At 63.8% G+C, this 23,533-nt stretch carries 20 protein-coding genes; 1 reads left to right on the plus strand and 19 read right to left on the minus strand.

Annotated features, from left to right (window positions below; all coding sequences use genetic code 11):
• Positions 1 to 39 precede the first annotated feature (39 nt).
• Positions 40 to 846, plus strand: coding sequence for a transporter substrate-binding domain-containing protein (locus KDW55_RS21635; protein ID WP_212161037.1), 807 nt, complete (start codon positions 40 to 42; stop codon positions 844 to 846).
• Positions 847 to 1,592: 746 nt separating this feature from the next.
• Here the strand turns inward: KDW55_RS21635 and KDW55_RS21640 are convergent.
• The 19 genes from KDW55_RS21640 to KDW55_RS21730 form a co-directional block, all read right to left on the minus strand.
• Entirely contained in the window at positions 1,593 to 3,320 is a 1,728-nt protein-coding gene (locus KDW55_RS21640) for an AMP-binding protein (protein ID WP_212161036.1), read from the minus strand.
• Positions 3,321 to 3,572: 252 nt separating this feature from the next.
• Positions 3,573 to 3,998 (minus strand): F0F1 ATP synthase subunit epsilon, encoded by a 426-nt coding sequence (locus KDW55_RS21645; protein ID WP_006477288.1) that lies wholly within the window; start codon positions 3,996 to 3,998, stop codon positions 3,573 to 3,575.
• 155 nt (positions 3,999 to 4,153) lie between these two features.
• Positions 4,154 to 5,548, minus strand: coding sequence for a F0F1 ATP synthase subunit beta (atpD, locus tag KDW55_RS21650; RefSeq protein ID WP_031397079.1), 1,395 nt, complete (start codon positions 5,546 to 5,548; stop codon positions 4,154 to 4,156).
• Between the two features lie 66 nt (positions 5,549 to 5,614).
• Positions 5,615 to 6,490 (minus strand): F0F1 ATP synthase subunit gamma, encoded by an 876-nt coding sequence (gene atpG, locus KDW55_RS21655; protein WP_040142777.1) that lies wholly within the window; start codon positions 6,488 to 6,490, stop codon positions 5,615 to 5,617.
• A 71-nt stretch (positions 6,491 to 6,561) separates the two neighbouring features.
• Positions 6,562 to 8,103, minus strand: coding sequence for a F0F1 ATP synthase subunit alpha (gene atpA / locus KDW55_RS21660; protein WP_040142775.1), 1,542 nt, complete (start codon positions 8,101 to 8,103; stop codon positions 6,562 to 6,564).
• Positions 8,104 to 8,147: 44 nt separating this feature from the next.
• The gene (locus KDW55_RS21665; RefSeq protein WP_040142773.1) at positions 8,148 to 8,687 is read right to left on the minus strand and encodes a F0F1 ATP synthase subunit delta; all 540 of its coding nucleotides are present in this window, start codon (positions 8,685 to 8,687) and stop codon (positions 8,148 to 8,150) included.
• 2 nt (positions 8,688 to 8,689) lie between these two features.
• Complete coding sequence (locus tag KDW55_RS21670) at positions 8,690 to 9,160, minus strand: F0F1 ATP synthase subunit B (RefSeq protein ID WP_006401466.1); 471 nt, start codon at positions 9,158 to 9,160, stop codon at positions 8,690 to 8,692.
• Between the two features lie 129 nt (positions 9,161 to 9,289).
• The gene (gene atpE, locus KDW55_RS21675; protein WP_006482730.1) at positions 9,290 to 9,559 is read right to left on the minus strand and encodes a F0F1 ATP synthase subunit C; all 270 of its coding nucleotides are present in this window, start codon (positions 9,557 to 9,559) and stop codon (positions 9,290 to 9,292) included.
• A 74-nt stretch (positions 9,560 to 9,633) separates the two neighbouring features.
• Complete coding sequence (atpB, locus tag KDW55_RS21680) at positions 9,634 to 10,485, minus strand: F0F1 ATP synthase subunit A (protein WP_034209647.1); 852 nt, start codon at positions 10,483 to 10,485, stop codon at positions 9,634 to 9,636.
• Between the two features lie 108 nt (positions 10,486 to 10,593).
• Positions 10,594 to 11,121, minus strand: a complete 528-nt coding sequence (locus KDW55_RS21685; RefSeq protein ID WP_069240927.1) for an ATP synthase subunit I — start codon at positions 11,119 to 11,121, stop codon at positions 10,594 to 10,596.
• A 620-nt stretch (positions 11,122 to 11,741) separates the two neighbouring features.
• A complete protein-coding gene (locus tag KDW55_RS21690; RefSeq protein WP_212161035.1) occupies positions 11,742 to 12,872 on the minus strand; it encodes an SLC13 family permease in 1,131 nt (376 codons plus the stop codon).
• Positions 12,873 to 12,885: 13 nt separating this feature from the next.
• Positions 12,886 to 13,779, minus strand: coding sequence for a ParB/RepB/Spo0J family partition protein (locus KDW55_RS21695; protein ID WP_034183983.1), 894 nt, complete (start codon positions 13,777 to 13,779; stop codon positions 12,886 to 12,888).
• A 31-nt stretch (positions 13,780 to 13,810) separates the two neighbouring features.
• Positions 13,811 to 14,590 (minus strand): AAA family ATPase, encoded by a 780-nt coding sequence (locus KDW55_RS21700; RefSeq protein WP_040142767.1) that lies wholly within the window; start codon positions 14,588 to 14,590, stop codon positions 13,811 to 13,813.
• Positions 14,591 to 14,641: 51 nt separating this feature from the next.
• Positions 14,642 to 15,328 carry a 16S rRNA (guanine(527)-N(7))-methyltransferase RsmG gene (rsmG, locus tag KDW55_RS21705; protein WP_040142765.1) on the minus strand — a complete coding sequence of 229 codons (687 nt, stop codon included), beginning with the start codon at positions 15,326 to 15,328 and terminating at the stop codon, positions 14,642 to 14,644.
• Positions 15,325 to 17,295 (minus strand): tRNA uridine-5-carboxymethylaminomethyl(34) synthesis enzyme MnmG, encoded by a 1,971-nt coding sequence (gene mnmG / locus KDW55_RS21710; protein ID WP_059548105.1) that lies wholly within the window; start codon positions 17,293 to 17,295, stop codon positions 15,325 to 15,327. Before mnmG ends, rsmG begins: the two co-directional genes overlap by 4 nt.
• A 452-nt stretch (positions 17,296 to 17,747) precedes the next feature.
• Positions 17,748 to 18,503: an ABC transporter ATP-binding protein gene (locus KDW55_RS21715; protein WP_040142760.1), complete on the minus strand. Its 756-nt coding sequence runs from the start codon at positions 18,501 to 18,503 to the stop codon at positions 17,748 to 17,750.
• Entirely contained in the window at positions 18,503 to 20,287 is a 1,785-nt protein-coding gene (locus tag KDW55_RS21720; protein WP_059548109.1) for a branched-chain amino acid ABC transporter ATP-binding protein/permease, read from the minus strand. The genes KDW55_RS21715 and KDW55_RS21720 overlap by 1 nt, the downstream gene beginning before the upstream one ends.
• Before the next feature lie 4 nt (positions 20,288 to 20,291).
• Positions 20,292 to 21,347, minus strand: a complete 1,056-nt coding sequence (locus KDW55_RS21725; protein WP_040142758.1) for a branched-chain amino acid ABC transporter permease — start codon at positions 21,345 to 21,347, stop codon at positions 20,292 to 20,294.
• 195 nt (positions 21,348 to 21,542) lie between these two features.
• The gene (locus tag KDW55_RS21730; RefSeq protein ID WP_040142757.1) at positions 21,543 to 22,700 is read right to left on the minus strand and encodes an ABC transporter substrate-binding protein; all 1,158 of its coding nucleotides are present in this window, start codon (positions 22,698 to 22,700) and stop codon (positions 21,543 to 21,545) included.
• Positions 22,701 to 23,533: the final 833 nt, after the last annotated feature.

Raw genomic sequence — 23,533 nt, forward strand, 5'->3', positions numbered from 1 at the left:
GATCGGACGCTGATATCAAACCGAACCAGGAGGAGACCAATGAAGACATTCGCCACGCTGGCCGCGCTCGCCGCCGTCACCCTGTTCTGTGCTGCCGCGCACGCGCAGAGCGCGACTTCCGCTGCGCCGGCCGCCGCGTCGACCGGCTCGCGGCTCGACGACGTGCTCGCGCGCGGCACGCTGCGCGTCTGCACGACGGGCGATTACAAACCGTATTCGTACTACCGAACGGACGGCCGCTTCGAGGGCATCGACATCGACATGGCGGAATCGCTCGCGAAATCGCTCGGCGTGAAGGCCGAATTCGTGAAGACGAGCTGGTCGAACCTGACGAACGACTTCGTCGCGAAGTGCGACATCGCGGTGGGCGGCGTATCGACGACGCTCGAGCGGCAGAAGCGCGCGTTCTTCACGCAGCCGTATGTCGTCGACGGCAAGACGCCGATCGTGCGTTGCGCGGACGTCGACAAGTACCAGACCGTCGCACAGATCGACCGGCCCGACACGCGCGTGATCGTCAACCCCGGCGGCACCAACGAGCGCTTCGCGAAGCAATTCTTCACGCACGCGAAGCTGAGCGTCTATCCGGACAACGTGACGATCTTCAAGCAGATCCTCGCCGGCAACGCCGATGTGATGGTGACCGACGCGTCCGAGACGCTGCTGCAGCAGAAGCTGAATCCGGGCCTGTGTTCGGTGCATCCGGACAAGCCGTTCCAGTTCGGCGAAAAGGCGTACATGGTGCCGCGCGGCGACGTCGTGTTCCAGCAGTACGTCGATCAGTGGCTGCATCTCGCACTATTGGCCGGCGAATACCAGGCAACGTCGGACCGGTGGCTGAAGTAATCACGCGCGTGCGCGGCCTGGGCCGCCGGCAGCGGGTATCGGGCTCGCCAGTGCCGGCGGCGAACACGGGATGCGGCGTGTCCGGCGCCCCGATCGGCGCGCTGCCGTTACAGCTTCCGCAGCGCCGACCGGCGCGAAATCGAAAAAACCGGCCGAATGGCCGACTACCGCTTACACCGATCGCGTTTCAAAATCTTTCTGACGAATGAATCGTCATACACGGTCGCTATCACGCGATGCACGTTCGGGCGTGTAAATGCGCCATTCACCGGCGTGAAAACGCATAAAAAACGCGTGATACGCATATGATGAAAACTCTGCGGAATAAATGGGTAAATATGACCTTTCTCAGTACCCCGAAAACAGCAAAAAATCCCGCAAAGCCTTATCTGGCGGGCGTTACAACCTGAAACACTTTGTTACCGCGATGGCACGTCAATTCGCCCACAATGGCCTCAACGGTTTCAACACGGATGCGGTCTCGTGTGCCAAGTGTGAGCGGACGCGAAGCGCTGCGAGCCAGTCGGTCACGTACCGAAGCCCTTCCGAGGGGCATCCCTGTTGGAGTCGTTTCCGGCCCCCCGCCGGATCCGGTTTCATCTTTGGTCTCCTCGCGCTAACCCCGTAGCGTGTGGTTTTTAGCGGGCTAATAAGCCCGCTTTTTTTCGTCCATCGAAAACGCAACCGCCGCGCCGTCGACATGCGACGGCCCGCAGGCCGCCGCATTTTCCCGCCCGCCGAACCGCTTACGCGGTCTTCTGCACGTCGAGCTTCAGTTCGTCGATCATCCGCTCGCGCATTACGAACTTCTGCACTTTGCCCGTCACCGTCATCGGCAGCTCGTCGACGAACCGGATATAGCGCGGAATCTTGTAGTGCGCGATCTGCCCTTGGCAGAACGCGCGCACGTCGTCCTCGGTCATCTGCTCGTCCGCGCGCAGCACGATCCACGCGCACAGCTCCTCGCCATATTTGGGATCGGGCACGCCGAATACCTGTGCGCTCTGAATCTTGGGATGGCGGAACAGGAATTCCTCGATCTCGCGCGGATACACGTTCTCGCCGCCGCGGATCACCATGTCCTTCAGCCGGCCGACGATGTTGCAGTAGCCATCCGCGTCGAGCGTCGCCAGATCGCCCGTGTGCATCCAGCCGTCGATCAGCACTTCGCGCGTCTTCGCGTCGTCGTCCCAATAGCCGAGCATCACCGAATAACCCTTCGTGCACAGCTCGCCGGTCGCGCCGACCGGCACGATGTCGCCGTCCGGCCCGACGATCTTCACCTCCAGATGCGGCTGGATGCGGCCAACCGTCGTCGTGCGCTTCTCGAGCGGATCGTCGGTCGAACTCTGGAACGACACGGGGCTCGTCTCCGTCATTCCGTAGGCGATCGTGATCTCGGACAAATGCATCTGCGACACCACGCGCTTCATCGTCTCGATCGGACACGGCGAGCCTGCCATGATCCCGGTGCGCAGCGTCGACAGATCGAACTTCGCGAAGTCCGGATGATCGAGTTCGGCGATGAACATCGTCGGCACGCCATGCAGCGCGGTGCAGCGTTCTTCTGCGACGGACGCGAGTGTCGCGACCGGGTCGAACGCTTCGCCGGGAAACACCATCGCCGCGCCCGTCGACACGCACGCGAGCACGGCTAGCACCATCCCGAAGCAGTGATACAGCGGCACGGGAATGCACAGCGCGTCCTGTTCGGTGAAGCGCATCGCCATCGCGATCGAGCGCGCGTTATTGACGACGTTGCGGTGCGTGAGCGTCGCGCCCTTCGGATTGCCGGTCGTGCCGCTCGTGAACTGGATGTTGATCGGATCGGTCGATGCGAGCGTTGCACCGATTGCGTCGAGCCGTGCAGCGTCCAGCGTGTCGCGACCGCGCGCCATTACGTCCGCGAACCGGAACATCCCCGCTGGCGCCACATCGCCCATCGACACGATCGTGCGCAGGCTCGGCACGCGCGCCGCGTGCAGGTCGCCCGGCGCCGCGCTCGCGAGCTCCGGCGCGATCGTCTGCAGCATCTCGACGTACGCGGAGCTCTTGAAGCGCTCGGCCGCGATCACGGCCTTGCACCCGACCTTGTTCAGCGCGTATTCGAGTTCCGCAAGCCGGTACGCCGGGTTGATGTTGACGAGAATGGCGCCGATGCGTGCGGTCGCGAACTGCGTGAGCAGCCATTCGCTGCGGTTCGGCGACCAGATGCCGACGCGATCGCCCCGCCCGATCCCGAGCGCGGCGAGGCCGGCGGCCAGCACGTCGATCTCGTGCGCGAACTCGCGCCAGGTCCAACGCACCCGCTGTTCGCGGAATACGACGGCCGGTCGCTGCGGAAAGCGGTCGGCCGTGTCGAGCAGGAACCGGCTGATCGTCGCTTCGGATAGCGGCACGTCGGTCGCGCCGCGCACATACGACAGTCCGTTTTCGGGCGCGATCAGCGCCCCCTTGCCAAGGTCTGCTGCCATCGATGTCTCCGTCCGTTTTGTCTGATCGGCCGCGGCACGCGGCTCGCGCGGCTGCGCCGCCGCGCATGGCGCGCCCGCCTCCAAGCGGATGATGCCGCGCTCTGCTGACGATACTCTGACATCAAACCGCAGCGGACGGATGAAATAGCACGACCGGACGATACGATCCGGCCCGTAAAAACAGACGAAAACGGGCAGACGAAAAAAAAGCAGCCCGAAGGCTGCTTTCTTTCGCGGGGATACGCGCGCGGCTCAGTGCCGGCTGCGAATCTTCGCGAGACGCTGGATCGCCTCGAGCTGCGCCATCGCGGTCGCGAGCTCGGATTGCGCCTTTGCGAGGTCGAGGTCCGACTTCGCGTTCTGCAGCGTTTCCTCGGCACGCTTGCGTGCTTCCTCGGCTTTCGCCGCGTCGAGGTCCTTGCCGCGGATCGCGGTATCGGCGAGCACCGTCACGGCACCCGGCTGCACTTCGAGAATGCCGCCTGCGACGAACACGAATTCGTCGTTGCCGCCCTCGACTTCGATGCGCACCGCACCCGGACGAATCCGCGTGATCAGCGGCGTGTGACCCGGCAGAATACCCAGCTCACCCGTTTCGCCCGGCAGCGCGACGAATTTCGCCTCGCCCGAGAAGATCTGCTCTTCCGCGCTGACGACGTCTACTTTGATGGTTGCCATATCGACTCCTGTCGACGAGTACGAACGCCGTGCGGCGCCTGTCCTCGTCCCATGCACGGCGGGTTGAGCGTATTGCGATCGGCGCGGGAGCCGGAATCAGCAGTTCGACTGTCGATCCCGACCCGGCCACGCCGGCGTGCTACTCACTCAAGCCCTTACTGGATCTTCTTGGCCTTTTCGAAGGCTTCGTCGATCGTGCCGACCATGTAGAACGCCTGTTCCGGCAGGTGGTCGCACTCGCCGTCGACGATCATCTTGAAGCCACGGATCGTTTCCTTCAGCGGCACGTACTTGCCCGGCGAACCCGTGAACACTTCAGCGACGTGGAACGGCTGCGACAGGAAACGCTGGATCTTACGCGCACGTGCGACCGACAGCTTGTCTTCCGGCGACAGTTCGTCCATGCCCAGAATCGCGATGATGTCGCGCAGTTCCTTGTAGCGCTGCAGCGTCTGCTGAACGCGACGGGTGATCGAGTAGTGCTCTTCACCGATCACGTTCGGGTCGATCTGGCGCGACGTCGAGTCGAGCGGGTCGACCGCCGGGTAGATACCCAGCGACGCGATGTCACGCGACAGAACGACGGTTGCGTCCAGGTGGCCGAAGGTCGTAGCCGGCGACGGGTCGGTCAAGTCGTCCGCAGGGACGTACACGGCCTGAACCGACGTAATCGAGCCCTTCTTCGTCGACGTGATGCGTTCCTGCAGCTTGCCCATTTCTTCAGCCAGCGTCGGCTGATAGCCCACTGCCGACGGCATACGGCCGAGCAGTGCCGACACTTCGGTACCGGCCAGCGTGAAACGGTAGATGTTGTCGACGAAGAACAGCACGTCGAGGCCTTCGTCACGGAAGTGCTCGGCCATCGTCAGGCCGGTCAGCGCGACGCGCAGACGGTTGCCCGGCGGCTCGTTCATCTGGCCGTACACCAGCGCGACCTTGTCGAGAACGTTCGAGTCCTTCATTTCGTGGTAGAAGTCGTTCCCTTCACGGGTACGCTCGCCCACGCCCGCGAACACGGAGTAACCGCCGTGCTCCTTCGCGATGTTGTTGATGAGCTCCATCATGTTGACGGTCTTGCCCACGCCGGCACCGCCGAACAGGCCGACCTTGCCGCCCTTTGCGAACGGGCAGATCAGGTCGATAACCTTGATACCCGTTTCGAGCAGTTCGGTCGACGGCGACAGTTCGTCGAACGCCGGAGCCTTCTGGTGGATCGAACGCGTCGTTTCGCTCTCGATCGGGCCGGCTTCGTCGATCGGACGGCCGAGCACGTCCATGATACGACCGAGGGTCGGCTTGCCGACCGGCACCGAAATCGGCTTTGCCGTGTTCTTCACGGTCAGGCCGCGGCGCAGGCCGTCGGATGCACCCAGACAGATGGTACGGACCACGCCGTCGCCCAGCTGCTGCTGGACTTCGAGCGTCAGTTCCGAGCCATCGAGAATGAGCGCGTCGTAGATCTTCGGCATGCTGTCGCGCGGGAATTCCACGTCGATAACGGCGCCGATGCACTGTACGATCTTGCCTTCTACCAAAGCAGCAGTACTCATCGCTTTTCCTTTAAATACCTGATTCTTTACTCGCGCAAAGGCGCAGTTGTCGTCCCGGGCGCGCGCTTAAACAGCGGCTGCGCCGCCGACGATCTCCGACAGTTCTTTCGTAATCGCGGCCTGGCGGCTCTTGTTGTACACGAGCTGCAGTTCGCTGATCACCGTCTTCGCGTTGTCGGACGCGGCCTTCATCGCGACCATGCGCGCCGATTGCTCGGACGCCATGTTTTCCGCGACGGCCTGGTACACCAGCGCCTCGACGTAACGCACGAGCAGTTCGTCGACGACTGCCTGCGCGTCCGGCTCGTAGATGTAGTCCCACGACGTGGCCGGCGTACCGTCATTGGCGTCGAAGTGGTCCGACGACAGCGGCAGCAGCTGCTCGATCACGGCTTCCTGCTTCATCGTGTTGATGAAGCGCGTGTAAGCGATATAGACCGCCGACAGCTTGCCTTCCGAGTACAAATCGAGCTGCGTCTTCACGGCGCCGATCAGCTTGTCCAGATGCGGGGTGTCGCCGAGGTGCACGACCTGCGACATCACCTTCGCGCCGAAGCGGTTCAGGAACCCGAGACCCTTGCCGCCGATTGCGGTGGCTTCGACCTTCTGGCCCTTCTCTTCCAGCTCCTTGAACTTCTGCACCGTCGCGCGCAGCACGTTGGTGTTCAGACCGCCGCAAAGACCCTTGTCCGTCGTGACGAGGATGATGCCGGCCGTCTGCGCGCCGTCGTTCGCCACCATGAACGGGTGGCGGTACTCCGGGTTCGCACGGCTCATGTGCGCGGCGATGGCACGGACCTTGTCCGCATACGGACGAGCGGCGCGCATGCGTTCCTGCGCGCGGCGCATCTTCGATGCGGCCACCATCTCCATCGCCTTCGTGATCTTGCGCGTGTTCTGCACGCTCTTGATCTTGCCGCGAATTTCCTTCATTCCAGCCATAGCTTGCTCCTTGACCGAAGCGGCGCGGGCGCATCACGCGGCCCGCGCGGCCTCAGTGTGTCACTCGCGGATCAATAGGCACCCGACTTCTTGAAGGATTCGATCGCCGCGCGCAGCGCGCCTTCGTCGTCCTTCGAGAGATCCTTGGTGTCTTCGATGCGCTTGATGAGGTCAGCGTGGCTGGTCTTCAGGTTGTCGCGCAGGCCCTTCTCGAACGACAGCACTTGCTTGACGTCGAGATCGTCGAGGTAGCCGTTGTTCGCGGCGTACAGCGACACGGCCAGTTCCCACACCTGCAGCGGCTGGTACTGCGGCTGCTTCAGCAGTTCCGTCACGCGGCGGCCGCGCTCGAGCTGCTTGCGGGTCGCTTCGTCGAGGTCCGACGCGAACTGCGCGAATGCGGCCAGTTCACGGTACTGCGCGAGGTCGGTACGGATACCGCCCGACAGCTTCTTCACGACCTTCGTCTGAGCCGCGCCACCGACGCGCGACACCGACACGCCGGCGTTGATTGCCGGGCGGATGCCTGCGTTGAACAGGTCGGTTTCCAGGAAGATCTGGCCGTCGGTAATCGAGATCACGTTCGTCGGAACGAACGCGGTCACGTCGCCAGCCTGCGTTTCGATGACCGGCAGTGCCGTCAGCGAGCCGCTCTTGCCCTTCACTTCGCCGTTCGTGAACTTCTCGACGTACTCTTCCGACACGCGAGCCGCACGCTCGAGCAGACGCGAGTGCAGATAGAACACGTCGCCCGGATATGCTTCACGGCCCGGCGGGCGGCGCAGCAGCAGCGAGATCTGACGGTATGCCCAAGCCTGCTTGGTCAAGTCGTCATAGATGATCAGCGCGTCTTGGCCGCGATCGCGGAAGTATTCGCCCATCGTGCAGCCGGCGTACGGTGCCAGGTACTGCATCGCAGCCGAATCCGACGCCGAAGCGGCGACGACGATCGTGTATTCGAGCGCGCCCGTTTCTTCGAGCTTGCGCACCACGTTCATGATCGACGAAGCCTTCTGGCCGATCGCGACGTAGATACAGATCAGGTCCTTGCCCTTCTGGTTGATGATCGCGTCGAGCGCCACCGCGGTCTTGCCGCACTGACGGTCGCCGATGATCAGCTCACGCTGGCCGCGGCCGATCGGCACCATCGCGTCGATCGACTTGATGCCCGTCTGCACCGGCTGCGACACCGACTTGCGCCAGATCACGCCCGGGGCGATCTTTTCGATCGCGTCGGTCAGCTTCGCGTTGACCGGGCCCTTGCCGTCGATCGGGTTGCCGAGCGCATCGACCACGCGGCCGACGAGTTCCGGACCGACCGGGACTTCGAGAATGCGGCCCGTCGTCTTGACGATGTCGCCTTCCGAAATGTGTTCGTATTCGCCGAGAATCACCGCGCCGACCGAGTCGCGCTCGAGGTTCAGCGCGAGGCCGAACGTGTTGCCCGGAAACTCGAGCATTTCGCCCTGCATCACGTCCGACAGGCCGTGGATGCGCACGATACCGTCGGTCACGGAGATCACGGTGCCCTGGTTGCGAACGTCTGCGCTCGCTTCAAGGCCCTGGATCCGGCTCTTGATCAGCTCGCTGATCTCAGAGGGATTGAGTTGCATTATTCGCTCCTGATAGTCAATTCTGTTGCGTGCCGGCGTGGCGCTCAGGCGGTCAACGCAGCCTGCATCGATGCGAGGCGCGCGCGAACCGAGGTGTCGAGCACTTCGTCGCCGACCGTCACGCGCACGCCGCCGATCAGCGACGAATCGACTTCGACCGTCGGCTTCAGCTTGCGCTTGAACTTGCGTTCGAGGCCCGAGACGAGGCTTTCGAGATCCGCGCCGTTCAGCGGGAACGCGCTCACGATCTCGGCGTCGGCTGCACCTTCACGTTCGTTCTTGAGCGCCTCGAACTGCTCGGCGATTTCCGGCAGCAGCGCGATGCGATGATTGTCGACCAGCATCTGCACGAAGTTCTTCGCTTCGGCGCCAGCCGCGAGCGGCGACTTCACCGCAGCAAGCAGCAGCTCGGCCACTTGCGTGCGCGTCACCTTCGGGCTCGACGCGACCGACAGTACTTCCGGCAGACGCGCAACCTGGGCCAGCTCTTGCACGAGCGTGGACCAGGCGGCGATGTCACCTCCCTCGGCCACGCGGAACAGCGCTTCTGCGTAAGGGCGGGCGATGGTTGCAAGTTCGGCCATGATCAGAGCTCGGCTTTCAGTTGATTCAGCAGTTGGGCGTGGGCCGTTTGATCGACTTCGCGCTTCAGGATCTGCTCGGCGCCCTTCACGGCCAGCGCGGCGACTTCGCCACGCAGCGCTTCGCGCGCCTTCACGATTTGCTGTTCTGCTTCCGCTTTCGCCTGGGCGACGATGCGGGCGGCTTCAGCCTGGGCGTTGGCCTTGATTTCCTCGGCGACCGCCTGTGCACGCTTTTCAGCGTCGGCGATGCGCTGCTGGCCGTCGTTGCGGGCCTGCGCGAGTTCCTGGTCCACGCGCTTGTGCGCTGCTTCGAGTTCCGCCTTGCCCTTCTCCGCGGCGGCGAGGCCGTCGGCGATCTTCTTCGAACGTTCGTCGAGGGCGTTGATCAACGGCGGCCACACGAATTTCATCGTGAACCACGCGAGGACCAGGAACACGACCATTTGCGCAAACAGAGTTGCGTTGAGATTCACGGTGTTTCCTTATCTGCTATTCCGGAAAAATGAAACGGTAAGGCGCTCATCGAGTTGCATTCGATCAGCGCCCCAAGTCTCCGTTCCGCCCTGCGCCGGCTCACGCCGGGCGCATATTTCCGAGGAACCTTAGCCTGCGAGCTTCGACAGGAGCGGGTTCGCGAACGCGAACAGCATTGCGACACCAACGCCGATCAGGAATGCAGCGTCGATCAGGCCGGCCAGCAGGAACATCTTCGTTTGCAGCGGGTTGATGAGTTCCGGCTGACGCGCGCAGGCTTCGATGTACTTGCCACCCATCAGCGCGATACCGATACAGGCGCCGATTGCACCCAGGCCGATGATGATGCCGATACCGATGGCGGTCAGACCCTGGATGTTGGCGATGTAAGCTTGCATGATCACTCCTTTGTGAAAAGACTTGGAACTGAGATTTAAAAAACTAAAACGGAAACTCTTTTTGCACGCCGCGCTTAGTGCTTGTCGTGCGCCTGGCCGAGATACACCAGCGTCAGCATCATGAAAATGAATGCCTGCAACAGAACAATCAGGATGTGGAAGATTGCCCAGACGCTGCCCGCGATCACATGACCAACGAAGCCGAGGAACGTTGCGTCGCCACCGAAGCTCCACATGCTGCCGAGCAGGGCGATCAACAGGAACAACAGCTCACCTGCGTACATGTTGCCGAACAGCCGCATGCCGAGGGAGACGGTCTTCGCGACGTATTCGACGATGTTCAGCGCGAGGTTCGGGATCCACAGCAGCGGGTGGCCGCCGAACGGCGCCGACAGCAGTTCATGCGCGAAACCGCCTGCGCCCTTGATCTTGATGCTGTAGTAGATCATCAGGACGAACACGCCGAGCGCGATGCCGAGCGTGCCGTTCAGGTCGGCCGTCGGGACGATGCGATGGTGGGAAATCACGTCCGACAGACCGAGCAGGCCGATCACGCGGCCCGGCAGGTCGACCGGCAGGAAGTCGAGGGAGTTCATCAGCGCGACCCACACGAAGACCGTGAGGGCGAGCGGTGCGATGAAGGTACGGTTGCCGTGGACGATGGCCTTCGATTGGTCTTCGACCATCTCGACGAGCATCTCGATCGCGCACTGGAAGCGGCCCGGCACGCCGGACGTCGCCTTGCGGGCGGCCAGACGCAGCAGGATGATCGTTACGATGCCGCACACGATCGACCAGAACAGCGTGTCGAGGTTCCAGACGTGAATGTCGAAAATCGACGTCTGATGCGAGGTGGAGAAGTTCTGCAAGTGGTGCGCAATGTACTCGGACGGATCCGGACCGCGCGTGCCTTCGCTAGCTGCCATATCGTTAATGCCACCCAAATTGTCGAAAATCGTTTTGCCCCGTTCCGCAATACGCTATTGCGGGAACGGGCCGGCGCGGTTCGTTGTCGAAACCGCACGCTGCTTGTTTTACCGCCAGGCCAGCGCGATCCAGTACGTCTTCAGCACGACGAGGTAGGTGACGAGGAGCGCCGGCCAGTGCACGCCGGCATAGCCGTACGCCACCGCGGCGAACATCCCGATCGTCACGCCGAGCTTCAGGGCTTCGCCCATTACCCAGCTCATCACGGTGGCCGAACCACCTGCCTTCAGTCGTGCCACGAACAACGCGCTTGGCACCCAGCCGATCGCCCCGCCCAGAAACGCGGACTGCGCAGCGGCGCCCGGCGACTTTGAAAACAGCCACCACGCCAGCGTTGCAACCAGGGACAAGACCACCTGCGCGATCACCACTTTGTACGGCGTCACGCGCGACGGCTTGCTCACGTTCGGACCGAACAGCCTCTCGGCTTCCGTCCGCGTGAGCGGAACGATGTTGTTATCTTGCTGCTCGGCATCCCAGTCGTCGCCATCGGATTCGCGCCGCTCGCCGGCCGCTGAAGCGGTGCGTTGCGTTCGGTGATCATCGTGCCTGTCGTTCGGCGCCTGACCCGCCATCGCAATCTTCCGCAAAATCCTTGAACCCGGCCCCAAGCTTTCCGAAAGCTTTCAGGGGTGCCTAGCTAACAAATCCGGGCGATTGTAAGCGATAGTTGCAAGTGATTCAAGGCTTTAGACGCGACAAAAACCTGTGTAAAACGACGCCTCATCATGTGAAAAACGCGCGAATCAACGACGTACGATGACAGTTGTAAGGTCGAGGTTTTGCTCCGCCATTTCCGGCACGGAAAAGTGCGTCGGCAACGAAATCGCGTGACATCGATGCCTGGTGCGGGCGCACCGTTCGCGACGCAATTGCGACAGGAAAGCTGCTGTGACGCAGTGACGGAAAAGAGGCCGGCACGACGATGCGAAACGGAGGATGCGCTGTGGTCATCGCGCGAGCGCGACGCTCTCGATAAGCGAGGCTGGCCGCGCGCCGACGTCGCGAATCAGTTGTTGTGCCGCCACAGAAGATCGACTGTGATGCGCGGCACTTATCAACAGCCGCTGCATTGTGACGATCGCGATTGCCGCGCACGGCCCGCCCCGCTCGCCGCAGCCGTAGCCGCAGCCGCAGCCGCAGCCGCAGCTGAGTGCTGAGTGCTGAGTGCTGAGTGCTGAGTGCCGAGTGCCGCTCAAGCGTGAGCGAGCAACCACGCGCCCAGTGCCGCACTCGCGAGCGCGAATGGAATCGACACCGCGTGAAACGGCAGCCACATCCGCGGCTCCTTCGCGAGACGCACCGCGATCAGGTTCGCGAGCGAGCCGATCGCGAAACCGAAGCCCCCAACCGATACGCCGAATGCGAGCGCGCGCCAGTCGTGCGTGAATTCCGACAGCAAGATCGCTGCCGGGACGTTGCTGATGCCCTGTGACAGCACCGCGCCGGCGGCATAGACGCGTAGCGGCGAGTCGAGTTGCGCGTGTGCAATCGTGTCGTGCACGACCGGCAATGCGGCCGCGCTGCGCAACACGACGAACATCAGCACGAAGATCAACAGGAGCAGCCAGTCGATCTTCAGCACTGCATCACGTTTCGCGAGGAGCAGCGCGACCCCGACGGCGATCAGGCCCGGCACCGGATGGTGCGCGTCCGCGAGCAGCACGAATGCGGCGAACAGCACCGCCGCAAGCAGCGCGTGCATGCGTTGCACGCGTACGATCTCGACGTCGCCCGAAAGATCGAGCGGCTTCGCGCGAAACGCACAGGCCGTCAGCACAAGCAGCAGCGCCATCAGCGCCAGCGCGAGCGGCCCGAGCGTGACCACGAAGCGGCCGAACGACACGCCGCTCAATTGCCACAGGAACAGGTTCTGCGGATTGCCGAGCGGCGTCGCGACGGAGCCCGCGTTGACCGCGAGCGCGACGACGATGACGAGCCGCCGGAACGGCAGCGGCGTCAACGCGCGCAGCGACACCATCAGCGGCACCACGACGAACAGCGCAACGTCGTTGGTGAGCCACATCGAGAGTACCGCCGAGAACACGACGAGCAACATCGCGAGCCCGCGCTCCGAATGCACGTGATGCACGATGCGATGCGCGAGCCACATCAGGCAACCAGACAGCTCCAGCGCCTTCGTCAGCATCAACAGACCCGCGAGTGTCGCAACCGTCTGCCAGTCCACGAGCGCGGTCAATGCGGCGATTGGTTGCGGACGCAACCATTGAAGAAGAATCAGCGCAACTGCCAGCACCGTGAGCACCGGCTCCTTCGCAAGCCAACCGAGCCACCGGCGCGGCGCCGGCGCGCCCGTACGTTCCATCGATTGCGCCTCTTTACTCTTCAGTCGCGACGTTGCCGCGCAGGCGCGCGAGAATGCCCTCGAGCGCGTCGAGGTTGCCGAAGTCGATCATCACCTGCCCTCGCCCACGACGGCCGAGTTTGATTTTCACCGTCGATGCGAGGAGGTCGGACAGTTCTTCCTCGAGACGGCGCGTATCGCGGCCGCCGTCATCCTTCGCGCGCGCCTTCACGGCCGGCGCTTCCTTCGTCGTGTGCGCGACCAGCTTCTCGGTCTCGCGGACCGACATGCGCTTGTTGACGACCTGGTGCGCGAGCGTGATCTGCGTCGCCGCATCGACCGCGAGCAGCGCACGCGCATGCCCCATGTCGAGATCGCCGGCGAGCAGCATCGTCTGCACCGGCGATGCGAGATTCAGCAGGCGCAGCAGGTTCGACACCGCGCTGCGCGAGCGGCCGACCGACTCCGCGGCCTGTTCGTGCGTGAAACCGAATTCGTCGAGCAGGCGCTGGATGCCGTGCGCCTCTTCCAGCGGGTTCAGGTCCTCGCGCTGGATGTTCTCGATCAGCGCCATGGCGGCGGCGGCCTGATCGGACACGTCCTTCACCAGCACCGGCACTTCGTCGAGACCCGCCAGGCGCGCTGCGCGGAAGCGCCGCTCGCCCGCGATGATCTCGTATTTGTCAGACGAAATGGGCCGCACCAGGATCGGCTGCATCACACCTTGTGCGCGGATGCTGGCCGCCAGTTCCTGCAGGCTGCCCTCGTCCATTCGGGTACGCGGCTGATATTTGCCGGCCTGCAGCTTGCCGAGCGCGAGCGTGTTCGGCGCGCCTTCGATCTTCACCGCTTCGGTGATGTCCGCACTGCCGCCGAGCAGCGCCTCGAGGCCACGTCCCAAGCCCTTCTTCTTTGGTACCGCGTTCATGTCTTTCTTCCTCGCTTCGCTCATGTCCGGATCACGACACCTCGAACGCGCGCACGCGATCGATCATCTCGGCGCCGAACTGCAGATAGGCCTGCGCACCACGCGAGTTACGGTCGAACACGACGCCCGGCAACCCGTAACTCGGCGCTTCCGCGAGGCGCACGTTGCGCGGAATCACCGCGTCGAACACCTTGTCGCCGAAGTGCGCTTTCAATTGATCGGAGACTTGCTGCTGGAGCGTAATGCGCGGATCGAACATCACGCGCAGCAAGCCGATGATCTTCAGATCGCGGTTCATGTTCGCGTGAACCTGCTTGATCGTGTTGACGAGATCCGACAGCCCTTCGAGCGCGAAGTACTCGCACTGCATCGGAATCACGACCCCGTGCGCCGCGCACAGGCCGTTCAGCGTCAGCAGCGACAGCGTCGGCGGGCAGTCGATCAGCACGAAGTCGTAATCGTCGGCCACACGCTCCAGTGCGGCTTTCAGCCGCCGTTCGCGGTTGTCGATGCTGATCAGCTCGATCTCGGCACCGGACAACTCGCGGTTGGCCGGCAGCACGTCGTACGTGACGCCGTCCGGGCGCACTCGCGCGTCCGAGATCGATACGCCGTCGACCAGCACTTCGTACACGGTTGACTCGCAAGCGGCTTTGTCGATCCCGCTGCCCATCGTCGCGTTGCCCTGCGGGTCGAGATCGATCAGCAGGACTCGTTGCTCCTGCGCTGCAAGGCTCGCGGCGAGATTGACCGATGTCGTCGTCTTGCCGACGCCCCCCTTCTGGTTCGCAACGCAGAAGATCTTTGCCATCGTTGGTGTGTTCCCTTTACCTTCAAACAAACGACGCGCCATCGCGCGCCTTCAATTCGCGTCGTCGACGATAACCTCGATCAGATGCCGTTCGGCATCGAGCATCGGTACCGCCAGCCGGATCGTCTGCTTCACGTGGCTGCCTTCTGGCAGGCGCGCAATTTCATCGTCCGGGTGGACACCCTTCATCGCCCAGATCGATCCACCGGGCGCGACGAGATGTCGAGCAAGTTTAACGAAGTCGGATAGATCCGCGAAAGCGCGGGATACGATCATGTCGAATTTTTCCGGCACTTCGACACCCGGCTGCAGCGATTCGACACGCCCGGTGACGATCGACAGGTTCGCGAGCTTCAACTCCGCGCGCATTTGTGTCTGGAATGCAGATTTTTTCTGCACGATATCGTTCAGCGTCACCTGCCAGTCCGGCTGTACGATCGCCAGTACGATGCCGGGCAATCCGCCGCCCGAGCCGACGTCGAGCACGCGAGCCGACGCCCGGCCGCGCAGATGCGGAACGATCGACAGCGAATCGAGAATGTGCTGGATCAGCATCTGCTTCGGGTCGCGGATCGCGGTCAGGTTGTAGACCGCGTTCCACTTACCGAGGAGCGCCACATAGTCGAGCAATTGGCCGCGTTGTGCTTCCGTCAATGCAACGTCGAGGGCGGCCGTGCCGTCGACGAGCATCTGTTCAAGTACGTCCCGATTAACCGCCGGCGCGCGACGCGCCGTCATTGTTGCGTCGGGACGGCGCCGTCCCCCTGCGCGGTGGCCTCTGCGGCATTGCCGTTGCGACGGCCCAGCCCGCGGCGCTTCAGATGCACCATCAGCAGCGAGATCGCGGCCGGCGTAACACCCGAGATCCGCGATGCCTGCCCGATCGTTTCCGGCCGGAACTCGTTGAGCTTCTGGCTCACCTCGAAAGACAATCCACGCACCTCACGGTAATCGATCCCGTCAGGCAGACGTGTGTTCTCGTTCGCATCATTGCGCTCGATCTCGTTCGCTTGGCGCTCGATATAGCCCTGATACTTGATGCCGATCTCGACCTGCTCCTTGATCTGCTCAAGCAGGACCGGATCGTCCGCCAGCGGCTCGACGGGGCCGCACTCGCCGCCCTTCAACCCGCATACGCCGTCGTAACTGATGCCCGGACGGCGCAGCAATTCGGCGAGACTGTATTCGTGGTCGATCGCCTTGCCGAGCAGCGCGGTCGCCTCTTCCGGGGGCAGTGTCTTCGGCGTGACCCACGTGGACTTCAGCCGTTCGGTTTCACGTGAAACAGCGTCACGCTTCCGGCTGAATGCGTCCCAACGCGCGTCGTCGACCAGCCCGAGTTCTCGGCCGATCTCCGTCAGGCGCATGTCCGCATTGTCTTCCCGCAGGCTCAGCCGGTATTCGGCGCGGCTCGTGAACATCCGGTAAGGCTCGGCCACACCGCGGGTGACGAGGTCGTCGACCAGCACGCCCAGGTACGCTTGGTCACGGCGCGGGCACCACGCTTCCTTCTCCTGCACGTAACGGCCGGCGTTCAGGCCGGCCAGCAGCCCTTGCGCAGCCGCTTCCTCGTAGCCCGTCGTGCCGTTGATCTGGCCCGCAAAGAACAGGCCGTTGATCGCCTTCGTTTCAAGCGACGCCTTCAGCGCGCGCGGATCGAAGTAGTCGTATTCAATCGCATAGCCCGGACGCAAGATGTGCGCGTTCTCGAGGCCGCGCATCGAATGCACGAGCTCGAGTTGCACGTCGAACGGCAGGCTCGTCGAGATCCCGTTCGGGTAGAACTCGTTGGTCGTCAGCCCTTCCGGCTCGAGAAAGATCTGGTGCGATTCTTTCGATGCGAAGCGGTGGATCTTGTCCTCGATCGATGGACAGTAACGGGGGCCGACGCCTTCGATTACACCCGTATACATCGGCGAACGGTCGAGACCGCCGCGAATGATGTCGTGCGTACGCTCGTTCGTATGCGTGACCCAGCATGGCAGCTGCTGCGGATGCTGCTCCGCGCGGCCCAGGAAAGAGAACACGGGAATCGGATCGAGGTCGCCCGGCTGCTCGTCGAGCTTTGAGAAGTCGATTGTGCGGCCGTCGATACGCGGCGGCGTCCCTGTCTTCAAGCGGCCCTGCGGCAGCTTCAGCTCCTTCAGGCGCGACGACAGCGACACGGCCGCCGGATCGCCCGCGCGGCCGCCCGTGTAATTGTTCAAGCCAACGTGGATCTTGCCATCGAGGAACGTACCGGCCGTCAGCACCACCGCGCGCGCGCGGAAGCGGATGCCGATCTGCGTGACAGCACCGACCACACGGTCGCCCTCAACCATCAGATCGTCGACTGCCTGCTGGAACAGCCAGAGATTCGGTTGATTCTCGAGCCGGTGGCGGATCGCAGCCTTGTACAGGATGCGGTCCGCCTGCGCGCGCGTCGCACGCACGGCCGGGCCCTTCGACGAGTTCAGGATCCGGAACTGAATACCGCTCTCATCGGTCGCGGCAGCCATCGCACCGCCAAGCGCGTCGACTTCCTTGACCAGATGGCCCTTGCCAATGCCGCCGATCGACGGATTGCAGCTCATCTGCCCGAGCGTTTCGATGTTATGGGTCAGCAGCAGTGTCTTCGCGCCCATACGCGCGGATGCCAGCGCAGCCTCCGTGCCGGCGTGCCCGCCACCGACGACGATGACGTCAAATTCTGTGGGAAAAAGCATGGTGGATTCCGCGCGCAGGGGTGCGCACGAACCTATCAGAGAAATGTATGGGCCGAATTATAGCGGGTTCGCTTTTCACTCGAAGACCGTCCGATTGGTAGGGTCCGTACGTTTAGGCGGTTTTCGGCCGAATGGCCGAGTTCAGCCCCTACCAACCAGCCGGCACCGTCTACCACCGCTCCCGATATCGCGATCCGTGTTGCCGAGCGCAACGGGTTTGCATAATCACAGTCTTTTCGATGGGTATCCCGGCACTTATCCCCTGTGACCCGCCTTCGGCCGGGCGATAGGATGATTCCGCCCCGCAACGCGGCCCCTTCACTCACAGTGCTCGCGCTGTGCAATCCGGCACTTATCCCCCGGGCGCTCACCAAACATCGGCATGCTGCCGGAAACAACAACGGCGTGTTTCACGTGAAACACGCCGTCCGTTGCCACCGACTACGCGGCAATCAAGCCGTTTTCTTAGCGAGTCCGAGGTACGTCTCGATCACCTGTGGATTCTGTGCCAGCTCGGCCGCGGGCCCCTCGAGCGCGAATTCGCCGGTTTCCAGCACATAGCCGTAGTCCGAGATCTGCAATGCGGCCCGCGCGTTCTGCTCGATCAGCAGCGTCGCGACGCCCGTGCCGCGCAGCGCGCTAATGATATGAAAGATCTCCTTCACGATCAGCGGCGCAAGCCCCAGGCTTGGCTCGTCGAGCATCAGCAAGTCCGGCTTGCCCATCAGCGCGCGACCCACCGCAAGCATTTGCCGTTCGCCGCCCGACAGCGTGCCGGCCGCCTGCTTGCGCCGTTCCTTCAGCCGCGGAAACAGCGCAAACACGTGATCGAGTTGATCGAGAAAGTTCGATTCTCCGGCGACTTTGCGCCGATATGCGCCGAGCACGAGGTTGTCTTCGACCGTCATCGTGCTGAACAACTCCCGTTTTTCCGGGACGAGGCACATTCCGCGTGCAACGCGCTGCTCGATCGGCAGCGGGCTCACGTCGTGGCCACGGTACACCACGGCGCCGGACGCGTGCCCGGTCACCGGCAGCGCACCCATGATCGCGTTCAGCAGCGTCGACTTGCCGGCTCCGTTCGGGCCAATCACGCTGACGATCTGACCCGCGCCGACCTTGATCGCAGCGCCGTGCAACGCCTCCACTTTCCCGTATCGGACCGCCAGTCCGCGCACCTCGAGAATCGGCATCGTCGTGTCCGCCATCACTCCACCCCGCCCAGGTACGCCTCGAGCACGGCCGGATCCTGCTGCACGTCGTGCGGCAACCCCTCGGCAATGCGCGTGCCGAACTCCATCACGACCAGCCGGTCGGTGAGATTCATCACGAAATCCATGTCATGCTCCACGAGCAACACGCTCATTCCTTCGCCTTTGAGCCGCCGCAGCAGGTCAGCGAGCTGTTGTTTTTCCTGGTAGCGCAGGCCGGCGGCCGGCTCGTCGAGCAACAGCAGCGTCGGGTCGCAACACAGTGCGCGCGCGATTTCGACGATCCGCTGTTGGCCGAGCGCGAGGCTGCCCGCTTCGTCGTACATGTGTTTTTCCAGCCCGACACGGCGGATCTGCCGCGCCGCTTCGGCCAGCAACTGCGCTTCCTCGCGTGCATTGAGTCGGGCGACGCTGCGCCACACGCCTGTACGGCCGCGCAGATGCGCGCCGATCGCGACGTTCTCGAGCACCGTCATCGTCGGCAGCAGTTTCACGTGCTGGAACGTGCGGCCGATTCCGCGCCGGACGATCTGCCGCGACGTGAGCCCGTCAATTCGCTCACCGCGAAACGTGATGGTGCCGCCCGTCGGCCGCAGCACGCCGGTCACGAGGTTGAACGTCGTGGACTTGCCGGCACCGTTCGGACCGATCAGCCCGATGATCTGCCCCGCTTTCACGTCGAAGCTGACATCGTTGACGGCCACCAGGCCCCCAAACTGCTTGCGTGCGTTATCGACGACGAGTAGCGGTTCACCTGCGACCGGCTTCGTCCGTTGCGGCAGCGGATCCGCACGATCGGGCACATGCGCGCGCGGCCCGCGCGGAAACAGCTTCGCGACGAACGGCCACACGCCCTGCCGCGCATACTGCAGCAGCAGCACCATCAGCACGCCGAACACGATGATCTCGAAGTTGCCTTCGGAGCCGAGCAGTTTCGGCAGCAGCGTCTGCAGGTAGTCCTGCAGCACCGTGAGGATCGCCGCGCCGAGCACCGCGCCCCATACGTGGGACACCCCACCGACCACGGCCATGAACAGGAATTCGATCCCGTGGTTCAGACCGAACGGGGTCGGGTTCACCGCGCGCTGCAGGTGCGCATACAGGAAGCCCGACACCGCCGCGAGGACCGCCGCATAGACGAAGATCACGACGCGCATCCACGCGGTGTTCACGCCCATTGCTTCGGCCATCACGCCGCCGCCGCGCAGCGCACGGATTGCGCGGCCAGGCCGGCTGTTGAGCAGGTTCTGCACCGACACGATCGCGGCGAGCACGACGGCCCAGATCAGGAAATACAAGCTGCGACCGCTTCCGAGCTCGATACCGAACAGGTTCAGCGCCGGAATCCCGTTGATCCCGTCGTACTTGCCGAGCAGTTCGAGATTCCCGAACAGATAGAACAGCGCAAGGCCCCACGCGATCGTGCCGAGTGGCAGGAAGTGCCCCGACAGGCGCATCGTCACCGCGCCGAGCACAAGCGCGACCAGCGCCGTCAACACGACGCCGACGACAAGCGCGAGCCACGGCGACACGCCATAGCGCGTCGTCAGGAACGCGGTCGCGTACGCGCCGACGCCGACGAACGCAGCCTGTCCGAAGCTCGTCATCCCGCCGACGCCCGTCAGCAGCACGAGCCCGATCGCGACGATCGCGTAGAGGCCGATGTAGTTGAGCAGCGTGATCCAGTATTCGGGCACCTGCAGCGCGCCGGGCAACACGGGCAGCGCGAACAGCACCACGAGAAACAGCCAGAAGGTCTTGTTGCGTACGATCGTCTTCATCGTGTCACTCCTCTTCCTCTTCCGCGTGCGGCGTTGCGAAGCTGCGCCACAGCAGCACCGGGATGATCAGCGTGAACACGATCACTTCCTTGTACGCACTCGCCCAGAACGACGAATACGATTCGAGCACGCCGACGAGCAGCGAGCCGGCGGCCGCGAGCGGATAGCTGACGAGCCCGCCGATGATCGCGCCGACGAAACCCTTCAGCCCGATCAGGAAGCCGGAGTCGTAATAGATTGTTGTCAGCGGGCCAACGAGGATGCCCGACAGCACGCCCAGCCCTGCGGCGAACGTGAATGCGAGCCGTCCTGCTTCGGTCGTGCCGATGCCGACGAGCCGCGCGCCGAGCCGGTTCACCGACGTCGCGCGCAACGCCTTCCCGGCGATCGTGCGGCCGAAATACACGTAAAGCGCACCGATCAACACCAGCGCCGTCGCGACCACGAGGATGCTCTGCACCGACACCGTCATGCCGCCGATCGCCAGCGATGCGTCCGAGAATCCGTTGGTGCGCGAGCCCTCCGCACCGAACATCACGAGCCCGAGGCCGACCATCGCGAAATGGACGGCAACCGACACGATCAGCAGCAGCAGCGTCGTGCCCTCGGCGATCGGCTGATACACGAGCCGGTAGACGAACGGCCCCATCGGCACGACGATCGCGAGCGTCAGCGCGATCTGCGCGAGCATCGGCAGCGGCTGCGCCGCAAAGCTGCGCGTCAGCGCGAACACCGCGAGCGGCAGCAGCACGTAGCGGCTCGCGAGCGTCGCAAGCGTGCGGCCGAGCTGATGACGGCGCTCGCGATGACGAACCAGCGCGCCGACTTCCAGCAGGAAGCATGCGATACCCATCACGAACAGCAGCCAGCAGGTGGCGGGGAATTTCTGCGCCTGCAACGCCGCGAGCGTGAGCGCGCCATAGGCGACGAATTCGCCCTGGGGAATGAAGATCACCCGCGTGACGGAAAACACCAGCACGAGCGCCAGCGACAGCAATGCATAAATGGCGCCGGTCGTGATGCCGTCTTGCGCGAGGATCGCCGCAATCGAGAGATCCATACGTTTCGTGTATCGAAAATGCTGCGGAGAAACGGCGACGGGAACGGCGCGCGCGGACGGCAAGACCAGGCGTCAGGCGTCGCGCGGCGGCTCCCCGGAGATTCCATGCGGCGCGAAGACGGGCCGCGAGGCCCGCCGCGCCGCCGACGGCATGCACGGCGCCATGCGCGCCGCGCCCACCGTTTCACGTGATGCTCACTCGGCCTGCAGCTTCCACTTGCCGTCGACGATCTGCACCATCACGCGCGCACGCGTATCGAAACCGTTGTGGTCGGTCGGCGTCATGTTGATCACGCCGTGCGACACCGGCAGATCCTTTACGCTCTCGAGCGACGCGCGCAGCGCCTCGCGAAATGCTTCGGTTCCCGGCTGGCCCTTCTTCAGCGCGTCCGGAATCGCCCGCTGCAGCAGCAGCCCCGCATCCCATGCATGCCCGCCGAAGGTCGACAGCGAGCCCGCGCCGTACGCCTTCTCGTACGCCGCCTTGTAGCCGAGCGCCGGCTTCTTCACCGGGTTCGAATCCGGCAGCTGGTCAGTCACCAGCACCGGGCCCGCCGGCAGGATCTCGCCTTCGCAGTCCTTGCCGCATACGCGCAGGAAGTCGTTGTTCGCGACGCCGTGCGTCTGGTAGACCTTGCCTTTGTAGCCGCGCTCCTTCAGCGTCTTCGCCGGCAGCGCGGCTGGCGTGCCGGAGCCGGCGATCAGCACCGCGTCCGGATTCGAGCCCATCAGCTTCAGCACCTGCCCCATCACCGACGCGTCGGTTCGGTTGTAGCGCTCGCTCGACACGACCTTCAGGCCGTTCTTCGCAGCGGCCGCATCGAACGTCTTGTACCAGCTGTCGCCATACGCATCGGCAAAGCCGATGAAGCCGACTGTCTTCACGCCGTGCTTCGCCATGTACCCGGCGATCGCGTCGGCCATCAGCTGATCGTTCTGCGGCACCTTGAACATCCATGCGCGTTTCGCGTCCATCGGCGCGATGATCTGCGCACTCGCGGCGAGCGAGATCGTCGGCGTCTTGCCCTGCGACACGGGGTCGAGCATCGCCAGCGAGTTCGGTGTCACCGAGGAACCGATGATCGCGTCGACGTGATCCTCGTCGATCAGCTTGCGCACGTTCTGCACCGCGCGGCTGGTGTCGGACGCATCGTCGAGCACGATGTACTGGACGCTCTTGCCCGCGATTTCTTTCGGCAGCAACGCGATCGTGTTCTTTTCCGGAATTCCGAGCGACGCGGCCGGCCCCGTGGCCGACAGCGTGACGCCGATCTTCACCTGCGCCGACGCCGTGGCCGCCGCACACACGAGGCCCGCGGCAAGCAGAACCTCCATCCATCGATTCATCTTCATTTACGTTGTCTCCAAACGCTGCTCGAAAAATCCGCGGGTCGCTCGGCGGCTCCCGGTCCCCAAACAAGTTAATACATTAACTATCTCGTCATACCGCGTCTACGCTCGTTTTCCCGTGAACCGGCGGCGCCGCGATGAACCGCGCGGGCACCGCGCACGTGCGCGACCGTATCCGTCGAAACGGCCGTCCGGCGGCCACGATGCACGCCGGCAGTGTCGTCCGGATGAAGCAAGCGTCGAAAGGCCGTGGTGCGCGACACGCGACCGATGGGAATGCAACGACCGCGCGAAGGCCGGGCGGCCGTGGCCGGCTGGGCCACATGCAAGAATGGCGTAACGTCGAAGTACCGGCAGTTCATGCGCACGCAACGGCGAACGACGGCGCGCACGGCGCAGTGGATGCGCACGCAATGACCGGCGCGGCTGCCGACACTGTCGCGGCTCGCGCCGAGACGCGTATGCCACCCGCAGGACGGCCGGCGACAGCCCGGGCATGCCGATGCTTGCCCGACGCCGAACGACAGGCGCCCACGCCCGCTCGTGCCCCGATCCATCGTGCTGCGCTTGTCATCCAACCGTACTCCCTCTTCTGCATTGTGCTTGTAGGAGAACTGCCGACCGATTTTCCCGACCGCGCGGTCGGCGAAAGCTGAGTGTAACGGACCCGTTTTGCGCACGCTAACCGGGTAAGCCCGAACGACGATCGGCGCCACGGGCGCGAGCGACGGGCAACATCGGACAAAAAGAGAACGGGGACCGGTTAAGAGCCGGCGCTGCAAGACTTGGCTGGGGCGCGGAGAACGCGGCGGCTCGCGTCTGCACCATCGACGGAA

Source organism: Burkholderia sp. AU19243 (assembly GCF_018148075.1).
Lineage (GTDB): Bacteria > Pseudomonadota > Gammaproteobacteria > Burkholderiales > Burkholderiaceae > Burkholderia > Burkholderia latens_A.